General features: G+C 69.3%; 21 protein-coding genes. 11 read left to right on the top strand and 10 right to left on the bottom strand.

Features of this window, described 5'->3' with window-relative positions; all coding sequences use genetic code 11:
• Both G6039_RS12710 and G6039_RS12705 read left to right on the top strand, forming a co-directional pair.
• Positions 1-239 (top strand): rhodanese-like domain-containing protein (locus G6039_RS12710; protein WP_164528080.1); only part of this gene is annotated, 239 nt, incomplete at its 5' end.
• A 154-nt stretch (positions 240-393) separates the two neighbouring features.
• Entirely contained in the window at positions 394-1,164 is a 771-nt protein-coding gene (locus G6039_RS12705; protein WP_043798790.1) for a thioesterase family protein, read from the top strand.
• A gap of 36 nt (positions 1,165-1,200) precedes the next feature.
• Here G6039_RS12705 and G6039_RS12700 read toward each other — a convergent pair whose 3' ends face one another.
• Complete coding sequence (locus tag G6039_RS12700) at positions 1,201-3,618, bottom strand: ATP-binding cassette domain-containing protein (protein ID WP_043798788.1); 2,418 nt, start codon at positions 3,616-3,618, stop codon at positions 1,201-1,203.
• A gap of 56 nt (positions 3,619-3,674) precedes the next feature.
• Positions 3,675-4,124, bottom strand: coding sequence for a helix-turn-helix transcriptional regulator (locus G6039_RS12695; RefSeq protein WP_029546973.1), 450 nt, complete (start codon positions 4,122-4,124; stop codon positions 3,675-3,677).
• A gap of 122 nt (positions 4,125-4,246) precedes the next feature.
• Between G6039_RS12695 and G6039_RS12690 the strand changes: the two genes are divergently transcribed.
• From G6039_RS12690 to G6039_RS12675, 4 genes are all read left to right on the top strand, one after another.
• Positions 4,247-4,657 (top strand): VOC family protein, encoded by a 411-nt coding sequence (locus G6039_RS12690; RefSeq protein ID WP_029546974.1) that lies wholly within the window; start codon positions 4,247-4,249, stop codon positions 4,655-4,657.
• 138 nt (positions 4,658-4,795) lie between these two features.
• A complete protein-coding gene (locus tag G6039_RS12685; RefSeq protein ID WP_043798786.1) occupies positions 4,796-5,317 on the top strand; it encodes a helix-turn-helix transcriptional regulator in 522 nt (173 codons plus the stop codon).
• 5 nt (positions 5,318-5,322) lie between these two features.
• Positions 5,323-5,991 carry a VOC family protein gene (locus G6039_RS12680; RefSeq protein ID WP_029546976.1) on the top strand — a complete coding sequence of 223 codons (669 nt, stop codon included), beginning with the start codon at positions 5,323-5,325 and terminating at the stop codon, positions 5,989-5,991.
• 34 nt (positions 5,992-6,025) lie between these two features.
• Positions 6,026-6,508 (top strand): iron chaperone, encoded by a 483-nt coding sequence (locus G6039_RS12675; RefSeq protein ID WP_043798784.1) that lies wholly within the window; start codon positions 6,026-6,028, stop codon positions 6,506-6,508.
• Between the two features lie 70 nt (positions 6,509-6,578).
• Here G6039_RS12675 and G6039_RS12670 read toward each other — a convergent pair whose 3' ends face one another.
• On the bottom strand, positions 6,579-7,493 hold the full coding sequence (locus G6039_RS12670; protein WP_043798783.1) for a cation diffusion facilitator family transporter: 915 nt from the start codon (positions 7,491-7,493) through the stop codon (positions 6,579-6,581).
• A 108-nt stretch (positions 7,494-7,601) separates the two neighbouring features.
• Positions 7,602-7,919, bottom strand: coding sequence for an integration host factor, actinobacterial type (gene mihF, locus G6039_RS12665; protein ID WP_006944561.1), 318 nt, complete (start codon positions 7,917-7,919; stop codon positions 7,602-7,604).
• A gap of 202 nt (positions 7,920-8,121) precedes the next feature.
• On the opposite strand from mihF, the gene G6039_RS12660 reads away from it, so the two are divergent.
• The 3 genes from G6039_RS12660 to G6039_RS12650 all read left to right on the top strand — a co-directional run bounded on the left by G6039_RS12660 (position 8,122) and on the right by G6039_RS12650 (position 11,247).
• Positions 8,122-8,751: a TetR/AcrR family transcriptional regulator gene (locus tag G6039_RS12660; protein WP_029546979.1), complete on the top strand. Its 630-nt coding sequence runs from the start codon at positions 8,122-8,124 to the stop codon at positions 8,749-8,751.
• A gap of 175 nt (positions 8,752-8,926) precedes the next feature.
• Positions 8,927-9,988 carry a phosphotransferase family protein gene (locus tag G6039_RS12655; protein WP_043798781.1) on the top strand — a complete coding sequence of 354 codons (1,062 nt, stop codon included), beginning with the start codon at positions 8,927-8,929 and terminating at the stop codon, positions 9,986-9,988.
• 29 nt (positions 9,989-10,017) lie between these two features.
• Entirely contained in the window at positions 10,018-11,247 is a 1,230-nt protein-coding gene (locus G6039_RS12650) for an acyl-CoA dehydrogenase family protein (RefSeq protein ID WP_006944558.1), read from the top strand.
• A gap of 309 nt (positions 11,248-11,556) precedes the next feature.
• Here the strand turns inward: G6039_RS12650 and G6039_RS12645 are convergent, their stop codons facing one another.
• Positions 11,557-13,173 (bottom strand): SulP family inorganic anion transporter, encoded by a 1,617-nt coding sequence (locus tag G6039_RS12645; RefSeq protein ID WP_206530991.1) that lies wholly within the window; start codon positions 13,171-13,173, stop codon positions 11,557-11,559.
• A 133-nt stretch (positions 13,174-13,306) separates the two neighbouring features.
• On the opposite strand from G6039_RS12645, the gene G6039_RS12640 reads away from it, so the two are divergent.
• A complete protein-coding gene (locus G6039_RS12640) occupies positions 13,307-13,684 on the top strand; it encodes a MerR family transcriptional regulator (protein ID WP_006944555.1) in 378 nt (125 codons plus the stop codon).
• A gap of 341 nt (positions 13,685-14,025) precedes the next feature.
• Here G6039_RS12640 and G6039_RS12635 read toward each other — a convergent pair whose 3' ends face one another.
• From G6039_RS12635 to G6039_RS12625, 3 genes are all read right to left on the bottom strand, one after another.
• A complete protein-coding gene (locus G6039_RS12635) occupies positions 14,026-15,567 on the bottom strand; it encodes an acyl-CoA synthetase (protein ID WP_043798776.1) in 1,542 nt (513 codons plus the stop codon).
• 116 nt (positions 15,568-15,683) lie between these two features.
• The gene (locus tag G6039_RS12630) at positions 15,684-17,030 is read right to left on the bottom strand and encodes an MFS transporter (protein WP_043798774.1); all 1,347 of its coding nucleotides are present in this window, start codon (positions 17,028-17,030) and stop codon (positions 15,684-15,686) included.
• Between the two features lie 467 nt (positions 17,031-17,497).
• On the bottom strand, positions 17,498-18,421 hold the full coding sequence (locus G6039_RS12625; protein ID WP_006944550.1) for an AEC family transporter: 924 nt from the start codon (positions 18,419-18,421) through the stop codon (positions 17,498-17,500).
• A 25-nt stretch (positions 18,422-18,446) separates the two neighbouring features.
• Here G6039_RS12625 and G6039_RS12620 point away from each other — a divergent pair, with 25 nt between their 5' ends.
• A complete protein-coding gene (locus G6039_RS12620) occupies positions 18,447-18,974 on the top strand; it encodes a CGNR zinc finger domain-containing protein (protein ID WP_043798773.1) in 528 nt (175 codons plus the stop codon).
• A gap of 177 nt (positions 18,975-19,151) precedes the next feature.
• On the opposite strand, the gene G6039_RS31080 is transcribed toward G6039_RS12620, so the two are convergent.
• The gene (locus tag G6039_RS31080) at positions 19,152-19,274 is read right to left on the bottom strand and encodes a hypothetical protein (protein ID WP_006944548.1); all 123 of its coding nucleotides are present in this window, start codon (positions 19,272-19,274) and stop codon (positions 19,152-19,154) included.
• A 34-nt stretch (positions 19,275-19,308) separates the two neighbouring features.
• Positions 19,309-20,088: an acetoin reductase gene (locus G6039_RS12615; protein WP_006944547.1), complete on the bottom strand. Its 780-nt coding sequence runs from the start codon at positions 20,086-20,088 to the stop codon at positions 19,309-19,311.
• Between the last annotated feature and the right edge of the window lie 47 nt (positions 20,089-20,135).

Here is a 20,135-nt window from a genome sequence, read left to right as displayed (position 1 = left end):
ACATCCGTAATCCCGGTGAACGGGAGTTCGGGGTGATTCCGGGGGCGGTGCCGATCCCGTTGGCGCAGCTGCGGACCCGGCTCGGGCAGGTGCCGACCGGCAAGCCGATCGTGGTGCACTGCGCCGGTGGGTGGCGTTCGAGTGTGGCCGCGTCGCTGCTGCGGGCGCAGGGCTTCGACAACGTCTCGGACCTGCTCGGCGGTTACAACGCCTGGGCCGAGGCCCACGTCCCCGCCTGATCCCGCACCGTCCGAAATACGCGGCAGCCCGCCCCCTGGCCGACCAGGGGGCGGGCTGCCGTCGCTCTGCGCCGCACCCGTCCGGTCCGAAGAGGGTTGTGATCGACTGGGATCATGCCCGGATGAGTCACCGACCCCGCGCAAGGAGCAGCAGATGACCTACTTCGAACGGATCGGTCCGGCCGCGTTCCGGCCGACCCACCACGTCAGCGGTGCCTGGAACCCGCAGGAGCAGCACATCGCGCCCGCACTGGGTCTGCTGGTCCACGCCGTGGAATGCGACCGTGACGCACGCCGCGACGACGGACTGGTCGTCGGCCGCCTATCCTACGACATCCTCGGCACCGTCCCGGTCGACACGGTCGAGACCACCGTCACCGTCCTGCGTCCCGGGCGCACCATCGAGCTCGTCGAGGCCGTCCTCGCTCACGACGGTCGCGCCGTCGTACGGCTGCGGGCCTGGCTCATGCGATCCCGCCCCACCCCCGCGCTGGAGGCGACGTCGCTGCCGCGGATCGACCCGCCCGACGCCATGGCTCCCTGGGACGCCTCGACGGTGTGGCCGGGCGGGTTCATCGCCTCCACCGAGATCCGCCGCATCCAGCTCGAGCCCGGCCGGGCGGCGTACTGGGTGCGCACGCCGCTGCCCCTCGTGCTCGACGAGAAGGTCAGCGCGCTGGCCGGTGCCGCGGGACTGTTCGACATCGCCAACGGCATGACCGTGCGCGTGTCCCCGAAAGACGTCGCCTTCCCCAACGTCGACCTCACCGCCCACCTGTTCACCGAACCCCGGGGCGACTGGCTCGGCTTCGACACCACCGTCTCGTTCGGTCCCGACGGCCTGGGGCTGACCAGCAGCGTCCTCCACGACACGCACGGCCCCGTCGGCACCGTGTCCCAGATCCTCACCGTCCGCCCCAACTGACGGCGAGGGCTGTCGCACCCGTGGGGCGAACTCGCCTCACGGTGTCCGCGACGGGCCCGGCCGGGCGCCGACATAGGCCGCGAGGTGCTCGCCGGTGAGGGTGGAGCGGGTGGTGACGAGGTCGGCGGGTGTGCCCTCGAAGACGATCCGGCCACCGTCGTGGCCGGCGCCGGGGCCGAGGTCGATGATCCAGTCGGCGTGCGCCATGACCGCCTGGTGGTGCTCGATGACGATGACGGACTTGCCGGAGTCGACGAGCCTGTCGAGCAGGCCGAGCAGTTGCTCGACGTCGGCGAGGTGGAGGCCGGTTGTCGGTTCGTCGAGGACGTAGACGCCGCCCTTCTCGGCCATCCGGGTGGCCAGCTTGAGTCGCTGCCGCTCACCGCCGGACAACGTGGTGAGCGGCTGGCCGAGGGTGACGTAGCCGAGCCCGACGTCGGCGAGCCGCTGCAGAATCTTGTGGGCCGCCGGGATCCGCGCCTCGCCGGCGCCGAAGAACTCCTCGGCCTCGGCCACCGGCATCGCGAGCACGTCGGCGATGCTCCGGCCGCCGAACGTGTACTCCAGCACCTCGGCCTGGAACCGCCTCCCCTCGCAGTCCTCGCAGGTGGATTCGACGGTGGCCATGACGCCCAGGTCGGTGTAGATGACTCCGGCGCCGTTGCAGGCGGGGCACGCGCCCTCGGAGTTGGCGCTGAACAACGCCGGCTTCACGCCGTTGGTCTTCGCGAACGCCTTCCGGATCGGGTCGAGCAGCCCGGTGTACGTCGCCGGGTTGCTCCGCCGCGAGCCCTTGATCGCCCCCTGGTCGACCGACACCACTCCGTCGCGCCCGGACACCGAACCGTCGATCAGCGAGCTCTTGCCCGAGCCCGCCACCCCGGTGAGGACGACCAGCACGCCGAGCGGAATGTCCACGTCGACGTCCTGCAGGTTGTGGGTGCCGGCACCGCGCACTTCCAGCACACCCGACGGTGTCCGCACCGAGGGCTTCACCGACGCGCGGTCGTCCAGGTGCCGCCCGGTGAGCGTGCCACTGGCACGCAGCCCCTCGACGGTGCCCTCGAACACCACCTCGCCGCCCTCGGTGCCGGCGCGCGGTCCGAGGTCGACGACGTGGTCGGCGATCGCGATCGCCTCCGGCTTGTGCTCGACGACGAGCACCGTGTTGCCCTTGTCGCGCAGCTGCAGCAGCAGGTCGTTCATACGCGCGATGTCGTGCGGGTGCAGGCCGATGGTGGGTTCGTCGAACACGTACGTGACGTCGGTGAGCGAGGAACCGAGGTGGCGGATCATCTTGGTGCGCTGTGCCTCTCCCCCGGAGAGGGTGCCCGCCGGCCGGTCGAGTGAGAGGTACCCCAACCCGATCTCGGCGAACGAGTCGAGAAGGTGTTGCAGCCCGGTGAGCAGCGGGGCCACCGACGGTTCGTCGAGGCTCCGGACCCAGACGGCCAGGTCGCTGATCTGCATCGAGCAGACGTCGGCGATGTTCTTTCCCTTGATCTTCGACGACCGGGCCTCCTTGCCGAGCCGGGTGCCGTCGCACTCGGGGCAGGTGGAGAAGGTCACGGCCCGTTCCACGAACGCCCGGATATGCGGCTGCAGTGCGTCGACGTCCTTGGACAGCATCGACTTCTGGATCTTCGGGATCAGCCCCTCGTACGTCAGGTTGATCCCTTCGACCTTGATCTTGGTCGGCTCCTTGTACAGCAGGTCGTGCAGTTCCTTCTTGGTGTACTTGCGGATCGGTTTGTCCGGGTCGAAGAAGCCGCAGCCCCGGTAGATCCGGCCGTACCAGCCGTCCATGCTGTAACCGGGGATCGTGAGCGCACCCTCGTTGAGCGACAGACCGTCGTCGTACAACGCGGACAGGTCGAAGTCGGTGACCGCGCCCATCCCCTCACAGCGCGGGCACATGCCGCCGAGCCGGGTGAAGGTCGCCCTCTCGGTCTTCGTCTTGCCGGCGCCGCGTTCGACCGTGATCGCACCGCTGGCCTTCACCGAGGGGACGTTGAACGAGTACGCGTTGGGCGAGCCGATGTGCGGCTGCCCCAGCCGGCTGAAGAGGATGCGCAGCATCGCGTTTGCGTCGGTGGCGGTGCCGACGGTGGAGCGGGGGTTCGAGCCCATCCGCTCCTGGTCGACGATGATCGCGGTCGTCAATCCTTCGAGGACGTCGACCTCGGGCCGCGCCAGCGTCGGCATGAAACCCTGCACGAAGGCGCTGTAGGTCTCGTTGATCATCCGCTGCGACTCCGCGGCGATCGTGCCGAACACCAGAGAGCTCTTGCCCGAACCGGAGACGCCGGTGAACACCGTCAGCCGGCGCTTCGGGATCTCGACGCTGATGTCCTTGAGGTTGTTCACGCGCGCACCGTGCACGCGGATCAGATCGTGACTGTCCGCAACGTGCGGCGCAGACGACCGCGTGTCCGTCCTCGTGGCCATGCTCATGGTGTCTCCATCTGCCGGGAAGGGAAAGCTCGAGTCAATGGTGACGTCCATGGCGGTCAGGCTAGGTGCGGCTCGGTGACTCCCGCTTCTCGATTCCTGATCGGTCTGGTCACCGTCTTCGCGACGCACGACGGCATCCCCGCCGCCGTGCGCGCGGCCTGACGCCGATAGACGCTGGGGGGCACACCGACCAATTCGGTGAAGCGAGTGCTGAAGGTGCCCAGCGACGCGCAGCCGACCGCGAAACACACCTCGGTGACGCTGAGATCGCCGCGACGCAACAGCGCCATCGCGCGTTCGATGCGCCGCGTCATCAGGTACGCGTACGGCGACTCCCCGTACGCGGCCCGGAACTGGCGGCTGAGGTGCCCGGCCGACATGTGCACGCCACGGGCGAGCGCCTCGACGTCCAGCGGCTGCGCGTACTCCCGATCGATCCGGTCACGGACGCGGCGCAGCCGCGCGAGGTCACGCAGGTGCTGCGCGTCAGCGGGTCTGCTGGTCACCCACGCGATCGTGCCACGTCGCAGCGGAGTTGCCCAGCGCTGCCGGCCGCCCCACCCCACGAGGCCGGATCGATCAGGAATCGAGAAGCGCGGGACACGGAGCCGCTCCTAACCTGCTCGTCATGGATATCACCATTCACACGAGCTTCCTGCCGCACGACGACCCGGACGCGTCGCTCGCCTTCTACCGCGACGTCCTCGGCTTCGAGGTCCGCAGCGACGTGGGGCAGGGCAGGATGCGCTGGATCACGGTCGGCCCGGCCGGTCAGCCCGACACGTCCCTCCTCCTGGCGCCGCCGGCCGCCGACCCGGGCATCACCGACGACGAGCGCCGCACCATCGCCGAGATGATGGCGAAGGGCACCTATGGCTGGATCCTGCTGGCCACCCGGGATCTCGACGCCACGTTCGAAAAGGTGCAGGCCGGCGACACCGAGGTAGTCCAGGAGCCGACCGAACAGCCGTACGGCATCCGCGACTGCGCCTTCCGCGACCCCGCGGGCAACATGGTCCGCATCCAGGAACTTCGCTGAGACGTACGGGCGTCGATGCGGCCGTGCCGGCCGGCACGGCGACCACCGGCAACAAGGGCGGCAGCGCACCGTCGCAGAGGTGCCCGCCCTGCCGACGGCCCACCAGGGCCGCGCGGAAGACGGAGAGGGAGTGCTCTCATGTGTCGGCCCGAATGGCGGCGTGCACGCGCCGACGCGCAGCGCCGGACCGATCTCGCGCGGCTGCGCCGCGTTCGCGACCGGATCGACCGGGAGTACGCGCAGCCGCTGGACGTCGAGGCGCTCGCCCGTGGCGTGCACATGTCGGCCGGGCACCTCAGCCGCCAGTTCCGGGCCGCGTACGGCGAGTCGCCGTACGCGTACCTGATGACGCGGCGCATCGAACGCGCGATGGCGCTGTTGCGTCGCGGCGATCTCAGCGTCACCGAGGTGTGTTTCGCGGTCGGCTGCGCGTCGCTGGGCACGTTCACCACCCGCTTCACCGAGCTGGTCGGCATGCCGCCCGGCGTCTTCCGGCGCCTGGCGGCGGATGTTGCGTCCGGCCATGACGATGCTGCGGGTAAGGCCCGCGATGCGGGCTCTGCGGTCATGACGGGCGGGATGCCGGCGTGTGTGGCGAAGCAGGTGGCACGACCGGTCAGGAATCGAGAAGCCCCGGCCTGCAAGCAGTCCCTAGCGTGATGGTCATGACAACCACCGCATCCGACACGTCCATCGCATCTGTCACCCTCGAGGTGGCCGACCCCGAGACCGCCCACCGCTTCTACACCGCCTTCGGCGTGGACACGTACCTACGCCTGCGGGCATCCGAGTCGCACTCCACCGGATTCCGTGGCTTCACCCTGGCGCTCACGGTGTCCCGGCCGGCCACCGTCGACAGCTTCCTCGGCGCCGCCGTGGACGCCGGCGCCACGGTGCTCAGGCCCGCCGCGAAGTCGCTTTGGGGCTACGGCGGAGTCGTCCAGGCCCCGGACGGGACGATCTGGAAGGTCGCGACCTCGGCGAAGAAGGACACCGGCCCGGCCACCTGTGAGATCGACGAGATCGTCCTGCTGCTCGGTGTGGAGGACGTGAAGGCCAGCAAGCAGTTCTACGTCGGCCGGGGCCTGACCGTGGCCAAGAGCTTCGGCGGCAAGTATGCCCAGTTCACTGCCGGCGAGTCCAGCCCCGTCAAGCTGGCGCTGTACAAGCGTCGCGGCCTGGCCAAGGACCTCGGCGTCCCCGCCGACGGCACCGGCTCGCACCGCATCGTCCTCGGCAGCACGGCCGGCCCCTTCATCGACCCGGACGGATTCGCCTGGGAGGCTGCCACATCGCTCACCCCCGCGCCGCCCGCGGTGCCTGCACAGTCCTGACCTGCCTCATCCCTGTTGTGAGAGGAAACCTGCCATGCAGCAACCGAAGTCGTCCACCGAGAACTCCGGCGCGAGCGCCGAGCAGTACCACGGATTCACCGCCGAGGAGCGGGCCGCGATGAAGGAGCACGCGCAGGAGCAGAAGAAGGCGGCGGCGCGGCGCGGTTCGCGGGCGGAGAAGGAGGCGGCAGCGGAGCGGGACGTGCTCGCGAAGATCGCCGAGATGCCGGAAGCGGACCGGGTCCTCGCCGAGCGGATCCACGACATCATCAAGACCGCCGCTCCGGACCTCGCGCCGAAGCTCTGGTACGGGATGCCCGCGTACGCCAGAAACGGCAAGGTCCTCTGCCACTTCCAGAGCGCGCAGAAGTTCGGGTCGAGGTATGCCACGCTCGGCTTCAGCGACGAGGCGGCGCTCGACGACGGCGCCATGTGGCCGATCGCCTACGCCCTGAAGGAGCTGACCGCAGCCCAAGAACAGCGCATCAGCGCGCTCGTGAGGAAGGCCGTGGGCTGAGGCCGTCGGTGCCGGCGTTGCCTTGAACCCGATCGAGCCGAGCCGACGACCGTGACGAGGCGGACCGAGGTCAGGCGTTGCCGGGCCCGGTGGTGGCCGGTTCCACGTGGATGAAGGTCTCGGTGTGCGGCAGCACCGCGTCGATGGCCGCCTCGATGCGGTCGGCCATGTCGTGGGCGGTCCGCACGGTCCAGTCGCCCGGAACGGTCACGACGACGAACACCTGGCGTTGCCGGCCCGATTCGACGGTGCGCAGCGGCGCGAACTCGACCGGGCACTCGGCGCGGAACCGGTCCAGCACGGCGTTGACCTGGTCCTGTTCGTGCTGGGGGAGGGCGGCGCTGAGCAGGCCGCTGACCGAGCCGCGAAGCAGCCGGTATCCGGTCCACAGGATGTTGACACCCACGACGAGGGCCACGATCGGATCCAGGGGTTCCCAGCCGGTGACGGTGACCAGCACGATGCCGACGATCACTCCGGCGGAGGTCCACACGTCGGTCAACAGGTGCTTGCCGTCCGCGACGAGCGTGATCGAGCGGTGCGTGCGACCCACGCGCTGCAGGGTGATCCCGACGGCGAGGTTGATCAGGGAGGCGACGGTCGTCAGGGCCAGCCCGAGCCCGGGCTGGACGAGCGGAATCGGACTGATCAGGCGTTCGATCGCGGTCCAGACGATCGCGGTGGCCGCGACGAAGATCATCGCACCCTCGACCAGGGCGGAGACGTACTCGGCCTTGCCGTGACCGAAGTGGTGGCTGGCGTCCGGGGGCCGGGCCGCCACCCGCAGTGCGATCAGCGCCACCACTGCGGCGACGAGGTTGACCCCGGATTCGAGGGCGTCGGAGAGGAACCCGACCGAGCCGGTTGCCCATGCGGCGCTCGCCTTGAGGACGATGGTGACCACGGCGGCGGCCAGCGAGAGCAGCATGAAGCGGAACAGCAGCCGATCCTGCCGCTGCCGCGATTCGGGCACCGACGTCGTCATCCGACTCCTCCAGCTCGGGCTCCGTGGTCGCGGAGCGCGTAAACGGCGCGCCCGCGCAGGTGTTCCCCTTCGGGGCGTGGGAACACCTGCGCCGGGTCGAACGACGGGTCAGGCGGCCGTCGTGGCGTCGAGCAGCGCCTGACGCTGGTTGGCGCCGAGGCCTCCGATGCGGCGGGTGTCCGGGATCGACAGCTGCTCGAGGAGCTTGGCGGCCTTGACCGCGCCGACGCCGGGCAGCGCCTTGATCAGGGCCGAGACCTTCGTCTTCTTCACGACCTCGTCGGTCTCCGCCTTGTCGAGCACGGCCGAGACGTCGAGCTCTCCGGCCTTGACGGCGGCGAGCAGCTCGCTGCGGGCCTTGCGCACTTCGGCGGCCTTGGCGAGTGCGGCGGTGCGCTGTTCGTCGGTGAGAACGGGTGCTGGCATGACGGCCCCCTGTGTTGTCCGATGGTGAGCGGCCCCGGGCGAGGCTGCCGCGGCTGATGCTGCCAGGTCGGACCGACAATTCGTCGTTCCGGCACGCGGGGACGGCAGATCCGCGGGGTTCGCGGTGCGGATCCGGCCGATCCCGGCCCGTGCCCTGCGACTACGCTGTCACCGGTTCACGACCGGCGGGACGGAGTTGACGATGTGCGCGGCGAAGGCGGCTACGGTCGGGACCGGCAACGGCCGGCAGGCGATCCTCGACTCGGCGATGCGGAACATGAACGAGCGCGGGTACCACGGCACCTCGATGCGCGACATCGCCCGGGACGCCGACATCACCGTCGCCTCGATCTACCACCACTTCAAGTCCAAGCAGGAGATCCTGCAGGACATCATGACCCGGGCGCTGCACGATGCGATCGCCATGACCCGCGGGGCGTTGCTGCGGGCGGGGGGTTCGCCGGACGCGCAGCTGCAGGCGCTGGTGCGCGCGTGGGTCATGTTCCACACCACCCGGCAGCTCGATGCGCTGGTCGGTGCGACGGAGCTGCGCAGCCTGAACGAGGCCGGCCGCCGGCTCGTCGTCGCGCTGCGTGACGAACAGGAGGGTCTGTTCCGCGACGTCGTCGAGCGGGGCGTCGAGGAGGGGGCCTTCGAGGTGGAGTTCCCGCGCGATGCGGTGCGCGGAATCATCAACATGGGCCAGTCGGTGTGCGCCTGGTGGCGGTCCGACGGGCCGCTGCGGCCGGAGGAGCTCGCGGACCGCTACGCGGATCTGGCCCTGGCGATGGTGCAGCACCGTCCCCGTCACGGCGGCCTCTCGGTTTCCTAACGATTGATCGGCTGCCGCCTCTTCGGTGCTGCAGCATCTTCCTTCCGCATCGGCATTATCGCAGATGGGATCCCGTCCGTCGGTAGCCGTGTTGACACCGAACGCTCGTTCGGCGACTCTGTAGGTCATCCGAACGATCGTTTGGCCGACAGGCCGACGCAGGAAGGAATCCGCGATGACTGCATCGCCTGCGGGCGCCGTCGCCGACCTCGATCTCGACGCGCTGACCGCCCACCTGCAGCGCGTACTCGGCGGTGAGGTCACCGGCGCGCTCACCGCCTCCCTCATCGGCGGTGGCCGCTCCAACCCCACCTACCGGCTCGCCGACGACGAGCACGCATGGGTGCTGCGCCGACCGCCGTACGGGCACGTGCTGCCCAGCGCGCACGACATGCGGCGCGAGTTCACCGTCATCAACGCCCTCGGTGGCACGTCCGTCCCCGTGCCCCGCGCGGTGCACCTGTGCGAGGACGAGAGCATCCTCGGCGCGAAGTTCTATCTGATGGAACTCGTCGACGGCGTGGCCGTCGGCACCGTCGAACAGGCCTCGGCCCTCACCGCCGACGAGCGTCGCCGCCTCGGGTTCTCGCTCGCCGACACCCTGGCCGCGCTGCACGACATCGACCCCGACGCCGTCGGGCTCGGCAGCTTCGGCCGTCCGGACGGCTACCTCGAGCGCCAGCTCGGCCGGTGGGCGAAGCAGTGGGAGGCCTCTCGCCGCGTCGACCGGCCCGAGGTGGCGGTGCTGCTCGACAAGCTCCGTCGCGCGCTGCCGCAGACCCGCCACCCCGGGATCGTCCACGGCGACGTCAAGCTCGACAACGTCCTCGCCGCGCCGCAGGATCGCGGACGCATCGCCGCCGTGCTCGACTGGGAGATGGCCACCCTCGGCGACACCCTCGCCGACGTGGGAATCATGCTGAGCTTCTGGGATGTTCCCGGTGCGGCATACAACCCCATCACCCGCGGCCTCGCCACCCTCGACGGATTCCCCACCCGCACGGAGCTGCTCGAGCGCTACGCCGCCGCGCGCGGAATCGATCTCGCCGACATCGACTGGTACACCGTCTTCGCCGACTTCAAGATCGCCGTCATCCTCGAGGGCATCGGTGCCCGCCACGACCGGGGCGAGACGGTGGGGGAGGGGTTCGACGGCATCGCCGACATGGTCGGGCCGTTGCTCCGGCGCGCCCTCGATCTCGCTGCCACCTCGGCCCTTCCCGAACTGCGCCGCTAGGCGATCACTCCCTCAGAATCGGAGCAACAATGGATTTCGAGTACAGCCCCAAGGTCCGCGAACTGCAGGACCGGCTCACCGGCTTCCTGCAGGAACGCATCCTGCCGGCCGAGCCGATCGCCGCGCAGCAGCTCGCGAGCAAGCCCGACTACTGGGGTGCCCCGCCGATCATGGCCGACCTCAAGGCTTCCGCCAAGCGGCAGGGGCTGTGGAACCTCTTCCTCCCCGAGGCGGGCGGGGCCGGCCTGACCAATCTCGAATACGCCCCGCTGGCCGAATTGACCGGATGGAGCCCGCATCTCGCCCCGGAGGCGCTCAACTGCGCCGCGCCGGACACCGGGAACATGGAGCTGCTCGCCCGCTACGGCACCGACGCCCAGAAGCAGCAGTGGCTCGGCCCCCTGCTGGAAGGTGAGATCCGGTCCTGCTTCTCGATGACCGAACCCGACGTCGCCAGCTCGGACGCGAGCAACGTCCGCCTCGAGATCGCCGACGACGGCGACGAGTGGGTGCTCACCGGACGCAAATGGTGGTCCACCGCCGCACTGCGGGAGGACTGCCGCGTCGCGATGGTCATGGGGGTCACCGATCCCGGCGCTCCGGCCGGATCCCGGCACTCCATCGTGCTGGTCCCGATGGAGACGCCGGGCCTGGACATCGTCCGCTCCACGTCCGTGCTCGGGTTCGACGACCGGCACGAGGGCGGGCACGGCGAGATCGTCTTCGACCGGGTGCGGGTGCCCAAGGCGAACCTGCTCGGCCCGCGCGGCAAGGGTTTCGCCGTCGCGCAGGCCCGCCTGGGCCCGGGCCGGATCCACCACTGCATGCGCCTGATCGGCATGGCCGAACGCGCCGTCGCGCTGATGACGGAGCGGGCGCGCACCCGCGTCGCATTCGGCAGGCCGCTGGCCGACGAAGGGGTCGTGCAGGCCACTGTCGCCGACGCACGCATCCAGGTGGATGCGGCCCGCCTGATGGTGCTGCGCGCCGCGTGGCGGATGGATGTCGAGGGCGCCAAGGCCGCCCGGCACGACATCGCCGCCGCCAAGGTCATGGTGCCGCTGACGGTGAAGAAGATCGTCGACGACGCCATCCAGATCTTCGGCGGTGCGGGACTGTCCCAGGACACACCGCTCGCAATGCTGTACTCGCAGGCGCGGTTCCTGCAGATCGCCGACGGCCCCGATCAGGTGCACCGCCGGTCCCTCGCTCGCGCCGAGTTCGCCGCGACTCCGGTGCTGCGCGAGGTCCGCGGATAGGACCACACCCCACCGCGACGACGACGGCAGGGTGAGTGCGGGCGGCAGGGGAGACGGCGAGCATCCACGCCGGAGTGTTCTCGTCGTGGCGGAGCCGCTCCTGCACGCCGTCGACATCCGGATTCGCGACGAGAACGACGGCCGCCCAACACCGGGTGTGCAGGTGCCCCGAGGGATCGCACTCGGTCGGCCACACTCCGGCGTCGATCCGCGCGACTTCGGAACCGGTAGATCCACCACTCGCACCGGCCGGGCGGTGCGCAGCTCGTCGAGCACGCGCCCGCATGGACGAGGCGAGCACACCGGCAGCTAGTGACCTTCGCCGAGTCGCCCGGAGAGCCGGTCGAGGCGTTCGAGGCCGGCGCCGTCGAGGCCGACGATCTCGACGCTCTTACCTTTGTTGGCGTACTTGTGCCGGATCGCGTCGAGGGTGGCCACGGTGGAGGCGTCCCAGATGTCGGCGCCGGTCAGGTCGATGACGACGTTGCGCGGGTCGCCCACGTAGTCGAACTGGTAGATCAGGTCGTTGGAGGAGCCGAAGAACAGCTCGCCGTGCACCTTGTAGACACGGGTGTCGACCTTGCCGTCGTGGTCGGTGTCGGCTTCGGAGACCTTCTCGATGCTGGTCAGGTGGGCGACCCGGCGGGCGAAGAGCACCATCGCGGTGACCACGCCGAGGATCACCCCGATCGCGAGGTTGTGGGTGATCACGGTCGCGGCGACCGTCACCAGCATCACGAGGGTTTCGCTGCGCGGCATCAGCTTCAGGGTGCGCGGGGCGATGCTGTGCCAGTCGAGGGTGGCGACCGACACCATGATCATCACCGCCACGAGGGCGGCCATGGGGATCAGGGCGACGACGTCACCGAGGGCGACGACGAGGATCAGGAGGAACACCCCGGCCAGGAAGGTGGAGATGCGGGTGCGGGCCCCGGAGACCTTGACGTTGATCATGGTCTGGCCGATCATCGCGCAGCCGCCCATGCCGCCGAAGAATCCGGTGACCAGGTTGGCAACCCCCTGGCCCCAGCCCTCACGGGTCTTGTTCGAGTGGGTGTCGGTGATGTCGTCGACCAGTTTGGCGGTCATCAGGGATTCGAGCAGGCCGACCAGGGCCATCGCGAGCGCGTAGGGGGCGATGATCGCGAAGGTCTGCGTGGTCAGCGGCACGTCGGGGAGGAACAGCGCCGGGAGGGACTCGGGCAGCGCACCCTCGTCGCCGACGTTCGGCACGTCCCAGCCGAAGGCGAGCACGGCGGCGGTGAGCACCGCGATCGCCACCAGCGGCGCCGGGACCACGGAAGTGAGCTTGGGGAGGAACACCATCACGCCGAGTCCGACGGCGACCAGCGGGTAGACCAACCACGGGACGTCGATCAGGTGCGGCAGCTGGGCGGTGAAGATCAGGACGGCCAGGGCGTTGACGAAGCCCACCATGACGCTGCGCGGGATGAACCGCATCAGCTTGGCCACTCCGAGGACCGACAGCACCACCTGGAACAGGCCACCCAGGAGGACGGTGGCGACGAGATAGTCGAAGCCGTGCTCGCGGGCCACCGGCGCGACGACCAACGCGATCGCGGCGGTGGCGGCAGAGATCATCGCCGGCCGGCCACCGACGATGGAGATCGTCACGGCCATGGTGAACGAGGCGAACAGCCCGACCCGCGGGTCGACGCCGGCGATGATCGAGAACGAAATCGCCTCCGGGATCAGTGCCAGGGCCACGACCAGGCCGGCCAGGATCTCGGTCTTCAGGCGTTTCGGGGAGCGCAGGGCGGCGCGCACCGAGAGGACGGGATCGTCGTCCGCCTCGTGGACGGCCGGCGCGTTGCCGGCAGGAGTTGTCCCGGCAGGAGTTGTCACAGTCGTGTCTTCTTTCCATGGGAAGCCGGGGGCGACGCCCCCGCGCGGGCGGGACGGCATCGTCTCGTCCGCGGAACCCGCAGAACTCTACCCTCCGGTGAGGGTAGAGTTCGAATCGAGGGTCGGGCCGCTCGCTACGGTGGAGGCGCGACCGGGAGGAAAGGGTGCGGCTGTGACTATCGATTCGGGGCATATGCAGATCGGGCAGGTGGCTGCGCGCACCGAGCTGTCGATCAAGACCATCCGTCACTACGACGAGGTCGGCCTGGTCACCCCGTCCGCCCGCAGCGCCGGCGGGTTCCGCCTCTACACCGAGGACGACGTGCAGCGCCTGCTGGTGATCCGGCGGATGAAACCGCTCGGGTTCACCCTCGACGAGATGCGCGCGTTGCTCGCCGCTCTCGATCGGATCGCCGCCGCCGCGACCTCCGGGCAGGGGGCCGCCGACGCACGCGGCGTGCTGGCGGAGTTCCATCGGCGGGCCGAGGACAGTTGCGCTCGTCTGCGCACGCAGCTCGCGTACGCGGAAGAACTCACCACCATCCTGGGTGAGCACGCCACCGGAGCCTGACCCTGCCGCCGGCGACCGCGTCGCCGGCATCGATTTCGATGTGGGCGTGACCCGCCCGCGGACAGCGGCCCCGACGCGGCCGCATCAAAATGAGCTGTCACCGGGATGCCGTGCAGTGGGCGGCCGCCGACACGATCGGCTGTAGCGGCTACTGCGGGCGGCAGTGGAGCGAACTGGAACCGCTGCTGCGGCCGGGAGGCTGCGGGCTGCCGAACCGGCGAGGACGCACCCGCGAACCGACGAGGACGCACCCGCGAACCGACGACGACTCGGCCTGCCGCGTTCGCAACGAGCGGCAGGCCGAGTCGTTTTCGTCGTCGACCGGGTTTCCCGGCCCGGCGTCACACCGGTGTGTCGACGAAGCGCTCCTTCAGCTTGCGCTTGACCAGCTTGCCGGTCGGTGTCCGGGGCATGTCGTCACTGAACACGATCCGGCGCGGGAGCTTGTACTTGGCGAGGCGACCGCGGAGGTGGTCGGCCAGTTCGGCGGTGAGCGCGTCGTCGCCGTCGAAGCCGGGGGCCGGTTGGATCACCGCGGTGACGATCTCGCCCATCTCGGCATCGGGCACCCCGATCACGCCGGCGTCGAGGACCTTGGGATGCTCGACGAGCGCGTTCTCGATCTCCTGCGGGTAGATGTTGACTCCGCCGGAGATGATCATGAACGAATCACGGTCGGTGAGGAACAGATACCCGTCCTCGTCCAGGTAACCGACGTCGCCGGTCGTCGTCCACGCCGGGTGGTGCGGGTGCTGGGCGTCGCGGGTCTTCTCCGGTGCGTTGTGGTACTCGAACGGCAGCAGGTCGCGTTCGAAATAGATCGTGCCGATCTGCCCCGCCGGCAGTTCTTCGCCGTTCTCGCCGCAGATGTGGACGACGCCGAGCGCGGCCCGGCCCACCGTGCCGGGTTTGCGCAGCCATTCCTCCGTGTCGACGAGGGTGAGGCCGTTGAGTTCGGTGGAGGAGTAGTACTCCGACAGGATCGGGCCCCACCACGCGATCATCTGCCGCTTGACCTCGACCGGGCAGGGGGCCGCGGCGTGCACGGCGACCTGCAGGCTGGACACGTCGTAGCGGGAGCGCACGTCCTCCGGCAGTTTGAGCATGCGCACGAACATGGTGGGCACCCACTGGCTGTAGGTGACCCGGTACCGCTCGATGTATTCGAGGGCCTTCTCGGGGTCGAAGCGGCCCATCACGACGACCGTGCCGCCGAGGGCCTGCACCGCGGCGCAGGTGCGCAACGGTGCCGCGTGGTACAGCGGTGCGGGGGACAGGTACACCGTCTCCGGATTTACGCCCCACACCGAGGCGTTCATGGCGGTCATCGTGTCACCGGGTTCGTGAACCTGGCGGTCGGGCAGCGCGGGCTTGATGCCCTTGGGGCGGCCCGTGGTGCCGGACGAGTAGAGCATGTCCGCCCCCCGGGGCTGATCGGCGGGCGCGGCATCCGACTCGGCGGCCGCGGCCGCGTCCAGGTCGGCGTATCCGGGGAGCGTGCCACCGAAGGCGAGCCGGTGTTCGGTGTTCGGCAGCAGAGTGGGAAGCACCCGGGCGATCTCCTCCAGCGCGGCGTCGACGAGCACGGCCTTCGCGCCGCAGTCGTCGACGATGTAGGCGGCCTCGCCGGGAGTGAGATGCCAGTTCACCATCGTGACGTAGAGGCCCGACCGCATTGCCGCCCAGTAGATGTCGAACACCCGGGGAGTGTTGGTGGCGAGCACCGCGACGTGGTCTCCGCCGCGCAGTCCCAGCGTGCGGAGGTGGCGGGCGATGCGGATCGAGTTGGCTTCGAGCTCGGCGAAGGTGACCGTCCGGCCGGTGTCGGCCATGATCACGGCCGGCTTGTGCGCAGTGGTGTCGAGGTAGGCACCGGGATACATGGGGTCTCCAGTGTTCGTTCGGGCGGAGAGTCAGTGGCGCCCGGGAGGGCAGTGGCGCCGAAGGGGCAGTGGCGCCGAAGGGGCAGTGGCGCCGAAGGGGCAGTGGCGCCGGGAGGTCAGGCGCGACGACGGGCGAGGGCCACCAGGCAGGCGAGGGCGAGGACCGAGAGCGCCGCGATGAGCAGCCCCACGCGCCAGAGGTTGGCGACCTCCCCGTTGATCAGCGCGACCATTGCCATGGGCGCCATGCCGCCGAGGATCGCTGCCGCCTGGTACCCCAGGGACGCTCCGGAGTAACGGATCTCCGGGGGGAAGAGTTCGGCGAACAGGGCGGCCTGCGGCCCGGTCTGGAACGACATCACCACGCAGGAGACGATCAGCGCGACGGCCAGCGGCCAGATGTCCTCCGACGAGGACGCCCCGATGAGCAGCCACATCGGCACGGCCCACAGGCCCATGCCGACGATGCCGATGCCGTAGATCAGCTTGCGGCCGTAGCGGTCCGACAGGTAGGCGGTCAGCGGCACCATCGGCACGAGTACGCCCGCGGCGATCAGGATGATCGCCAGCACGTCCGAACGGGTGATGCCGAGGTTGGTCGTGGCCACCTGCACCGAGCCGGTGATGGTGATGTAGAACATCACGATGCCGACGAGATAGGTGCCGCCGGCCATGAGCACGGTGCCGCTGTTGTGCCGGAGGACTTCGAGGACCGGGGAACGCCGCTGGGCCGGCGCGGCCGCGAGCTTGGCCTCCACCTGCTGGAACTCGGGGGTCTCCTCGAGATAGCGGTGGATGGCGAAGGCGACGAACAGCATGAACAGGCTGATCCAGAACGGCACGCGCCAGCCCCACGAGGTGAACGCCTCGGGCGAGACCGCCCACGCCACCGCCAGGAAGACCGCGTTGCCCATCACCACGCCGATCGGGATGCCGAGCTGGGCGAAGCTTCCGTAGAAGCCGCGGCGATGGGCCGGGGCGTACTCGGTGGCCAGCAGGACCGCGCCGCCCCACTGCGCCCCGACCGCCAGTCCCTGGCAGATGCGCAGCAGGACGAGCATCGCGGGGGCGAGCCAGGTGATCGACGTGTTCGGCACGAAGCCGATCAGGGTGGTCGCGACACCCATGAGCAGGATGGCGGTCACGAGTACCGGCTTGCGCCCGTACTTGTCGCCGAAGTGGCCCGAGACGATCCCGCCGATGGGGCGGGCGACGAAGCCGACCGCGACGGTGGCGAACGAATTGAGCGGGGCCACGACCTCGCTGCCGGTGGCGAAGAACGTCTTGTTGAACACGAGCGCCGCGGCGGTGGCATAGATGAAGAAGTCGTACCACTCGAGGGAGGTCGACACCGCGGCAGCGAACGCGGCCTTGCGGGCCGCCCGGCGCGAGTGCGGCGGGGCGGCGGGTGGCGGAGAGCTGGGCGCCGTCTCCTGCGCCTGTGGAACCGAGGGGGTGGCCATGGCTGCCCTTCCTGCGAACGTGTGTAGCCAATCGATCGTTCGGTTAGCAGTCGATAAGTTATGTGACGCGCCGCACAAAGTCAAACGCACGCCGAGGGTGAGGTCGGCCTCGTGGGGACCTGCGAGCGAGGGGCCCGTGGGACCAGCCGTCCTCGAGTGTGGGTCATTCACCGCCTGGAGCTGGTCGGATAGCAATGTGTGGTGCTGGAGACGTGGTGTATACGACTGCTCCTGTGCGCGCGGGCAGGAACGCCTGTCAGGCGGGGCGGGGGCGCCGTCGGGGCTGAGCTCTCTGCGTAACCGTCCGAGTTTCGAGCCGACCGACTGTTTACTCGGCCTGCATGGATGCGTCGGCCGGGGCGGCGCGGCGAGATGTCTCGGCGTCGGCGGTCGCTGTGCGGGCGAGGTCGCTTCCCGGTGGTGCATCACGCCGTTGTCGTCGTGGGTCAGGTCGCTGTGGTCATGGGTCAGGTCGCTGTGGTCAGGTGAAGGATCAGGGGCAGAGTTACTACGGACAGGACTGTCTGCGCTCCGGTGATGGACGCCATCAGTTGCGAGTCGCCGCCCATACGTCTGGCGAGAATGTACGCCGAGGGCGCGGTGGGGACGGCGCAGATGAGCACGACGGCGGTCAGGGCTGCGGCGGTCAATCCCAGTGCACTTGCGAGGGCGGCGGCCGACAGAGGAAGGGCGACCAGTTTGATCGTCGACGCGATGGTGATGTCGAGGCCGTCGCGGAGCCGCACCCGAAGGGTGATCGCCGCCCCTGCCACGAGTGTGCCGGTGACAAGTGCGGGTTCTGCCAACATCTCCACCGGTACCGCAATCGCCGGGGGCAATCCGATGCCGGTGAGGTTCAGCGTCAGGCCCGCAACGCATCCCAGAATCAAGGGATTGGTGCCCAGGTGGCGCCACGTACTCGACATTGCAGCCGCGTGATTGCGGGCACCGTAGAACGACAGCGCGGTGACCGACACGACGTTGACCAACGGAACCATCACCGATGCCGCGAGTGCGAAGGCGGCTACTCCGCCGGTGCCTTCGAGCGCCGAGGCGAACACCAGCCCGATGTAGGTGTTGATGCGGATGCTTCCTTGCACCAGCGACGTGAGCTGCGGTCCTTCGGCCCGTAGTGGTCGACGAAGGGCGACGAGCAACACGGACACAGCCAGGACCGGGATGGACAAACTGAGAAGCAACGGGACCGGCGATACCTCCCGCAACGGGGTCCGTGCGATCGATTCGACGAACAGCGCAGGCGTGAACACGTGGTAGCTCAGCCACTCCATCCCGCGCCAGAAGCCGGCGTCGGTGACGACACGGCGACGGAGGACTGCGCCCAGGGCGAGGATGAGAACGATGGGGAGAACGGCGGTGGTGACCAGGTGCACGCGACCACCGTGGTGCAATCGGTCAGTGCAGTTCAACCATGACAACATGACCGGTGCGCTGCTGGCCGCGGACCTCGTGAACCTCGGGGAGAGGAGCGTGTGGACCGTCCCGGAGGTCCAGGCCGTGTTTCGCGAGCACGTGATCCGGTGGTCGGATGTCGACAAGAGCGACGTGCCGGCGCTGCGTCGGTGGACGACCCGGCTCCGGGCGGTGTTCGTGGCGCCGGACGAGGAGCAACGCTGCCGGTCGATCAACGCCCTCCTGCTCGACGGGGTAGCCAGCGTGTATCTCACCACGCACGACAACCACCGTCCTCATCTGCATTTCACGCCGGACGAGAACGACCTCGTCGGGCGTGTGATGGCGGTCACCGCGGGTGGGCTCGCGATCTTCACCGTCGAGGCCGAGGGGGGTCGTCTGGGCGCGTGCGCGAACGCGGAATGCGTTCGAGTGTTCGTCGACACCAGCCGCAACGGCCGCCGGGCGTATTGCAGTGCTCGTTGCGGCAATGCGGACGCGGTACGCCGCCACCGAGCCATGAAGTCCCACTGAGTGCCCGTGCACGACTGCATCGTCACGCAATCGATCAACGCAGTACAGGCCTTACACGCCAACTTTCGGGCCCGACGGGGAACGTCGGGCCGTCCTGGCGAACCTGTGGGGGCGAGGGGCAGCGAGGGTGGACGAACGATGCCGAGGTCCGCCGTTGCTCGAGTCCGGCTGCGCCCCTCAGTCGGTGTGGCCCGCGAGTTGCTCGGAGAGGGCGAACAGTTCGGGGGAGTACTTCGGCGCCATCACATGGTCGAGGAACACGAGCAGGGGAACCGCCAGTGTCCGTACCGCCCTGCTCAACAAGGGAGTCTCCTTCCGGTGCAGCGGGTTCGGCTCACCGGTAGACCAGGCCGCCGTCGATCAACCCGGACTGGCCGGTCATGTAGTCGGAGTCCGGGCCGGCCAGGTAGGAGACGTAGGCCGCGACGTCCTCCGGCGTCTGCGCGCGGCCGAGCGCGATGCCGCCGACGAACTTCTCGAACGTCGCTCCCTTCGGTGCCCCGGTCAATGCCGCGAAGCGTTCGTCGATGGTGACCCACATGTCGGTGCCGACGACGCCGGGGCAGTAGGCATTGACGGTGATTCCGTCGGACGCGTACTCCTTGGCCGCGGCCTGGGTGAGCGCCCGCACGGCGAACTTGGTTGCGGAGTACACCCCGAGCATCGCGAAGCCCTCGTGGCCGGCGATCGAGGACGCATTGACGATCTTGCCGCCGTGCCCGCGCTCGCGGAACTTGGCGGCGGCGATCTGAATGCCCCAGAGGACGCCTTCGACGTTGACCGCCATGATCCGGGACACCTCCTCCGGCGTCACGTCGGCGATGGGGTTCACCTGTGCGATGCCGGCGTTGTTGACGATGATGTCGAACCCGCCCAGTTCGGTCTCCGTCCGGTCGACGGCGGCTCGGATCTGCTCGCGGTCGGTCACGTCCGCAACGACGGAGATCGCCTTCGAGCCGGCGGCCCGCACCTCGTCCTCGACCGCGGCGAGCTTGCCGCCGTCGACGTCGAGCAGTGCGATGTCCGCACCGTCCGTCGCCAGCCGCAGCGCGATCGCCCGTCCGATGCCCTGCCCGGCGCCGGTGACCAGCGCGACCTTGCCTTCGATGCTCATACCGGCTCCCGTCCATAGTGACCTGTGTCACTCGAAGGGAACCAGTG

The organism is Rhodococcus aetherivorans (assembly GCF_011058165.1).
Taxonomy (GTDB): domain Bacteria; phylum Actinomycetota; class Actinomycetes; order Mycobacteriales; family Mycobacteriaceae; genus Rhodococcus; species Rhodococcus aetherivorans.
This window is presented reverse-complemented; position numbering and strand designations above follow the sequence as displayed.

Bases quoted from the DNA above. Each gene is read 5' to 3' on its own strand.
- G6039_RS12705 (WP_043798790.1), top strand. From the start codon at position 394: ATGACCTACTTCGAACGGATCGGTCCGGCCGCGTTCCGGCCGACCCAC.
- G6039_RS12700 (WP_043798788.1), bottom strand. From the start codon at position 3,618: ATGAGCATGGCCACGAGGACGGACACGCGGTCGTCTGCGCCGCACGTT.
- G6039_RS12690 (WP_029546974.1), top strand. From the start codon at position 4,247: ATGGATATCACCATTCACACGAGCTTCCTGCCGCACGACGACCCGGAC.
- G6039_RS12685 (WP_043798786.1), top strand. From the start codon at position 4,796: ATGTGTCGGCCCGAATGGCGGCGTGCACGCGCCGACGCGCAGCGCCGG.
- G6039_RS12680 (WP_029546976.1), top strand. From the start codon at position 5,323: ATGACAACCACCGCATCCGACACGTCCATCGCATCTGTCACCCTCGAG.
- G6039_RS12675 (WP_043798784.1), top strand. From the start codon at position 6,026: ATGCAGCAACCGAAGTCGTCCACCGAGAACTCCGGCGCGAGCGCCGAG.
- G6039_RS12670 (WP_043798783.1), bottom strand. From the start codon at position 7,493: ATGACGACGTCGGTGCCCGAATCGCGGCAGCGGCAGGATCGGCTGCTG.
- mihF (WP_006944561.1), bottom strand. From the start codon at position 7,919: ATGCCAGCACCCGTTCTCACCGACGAACAGCGCACCGCCGCACTCGCC.
- G6039_RS12660 (WP_029546979.1), top strand. From the start codon at position 8,122: ATGTGCGCGGCGAAGGCGGCTACGGTCGGGACCGGCAACGGCCGGCAG.
- G6039_RS12655 (WP_043798781.1), top strand. From the start codon at position 8,927: ATGACTGCATCGCCTGCGGGCGCCGTCGCCGACCTCGATCTCGACGCG.
- G6039_RS12650 (WP_006944558.1), top strand. From the start codon at position 10,018: ATGGATTTCGAGTACAGCCCCAAGGTCCGCGAACTGCAGGACCGGCTC.
- G6039_RS12645 (WP_206530991.1), bottom strand. From the start codon at position 13,173: ATGCCGTCCCGCCCGCGCGGGGGCGTCGCCCCCGGCTTCCCATGGAAA.
- G6039_RS12640 (WP_006944555.1), top strand. From the start codon at position 13,307: ATGCAGATCGGGCAGGTGGCTGCGCGCACCGAGCTGTCGATCAAGACC.
- G6039_RS12635 (WP_043798776.1), bottom strand. From the start codon at position 15,567: ATGTATCCCGGTGCCTACCTCGACACCACTGCGCACAAGCCGGCCGTG.
- G6039_RS12630 (WP_043798774.1), bottom strand. From the start codon at position 17,030: ATGGCCACCCCCTCGGTTCCACAGGCGCAGGAGACGGCGCCCAGCTCT.
- G6039_RS12615 (WP_006944547.1), bottom strand. From the start codon at position 20,088: ATGAGCATCGAAGGCAAGGTCGCGCTGGTCACCGGCGCCGGGCAGGGC.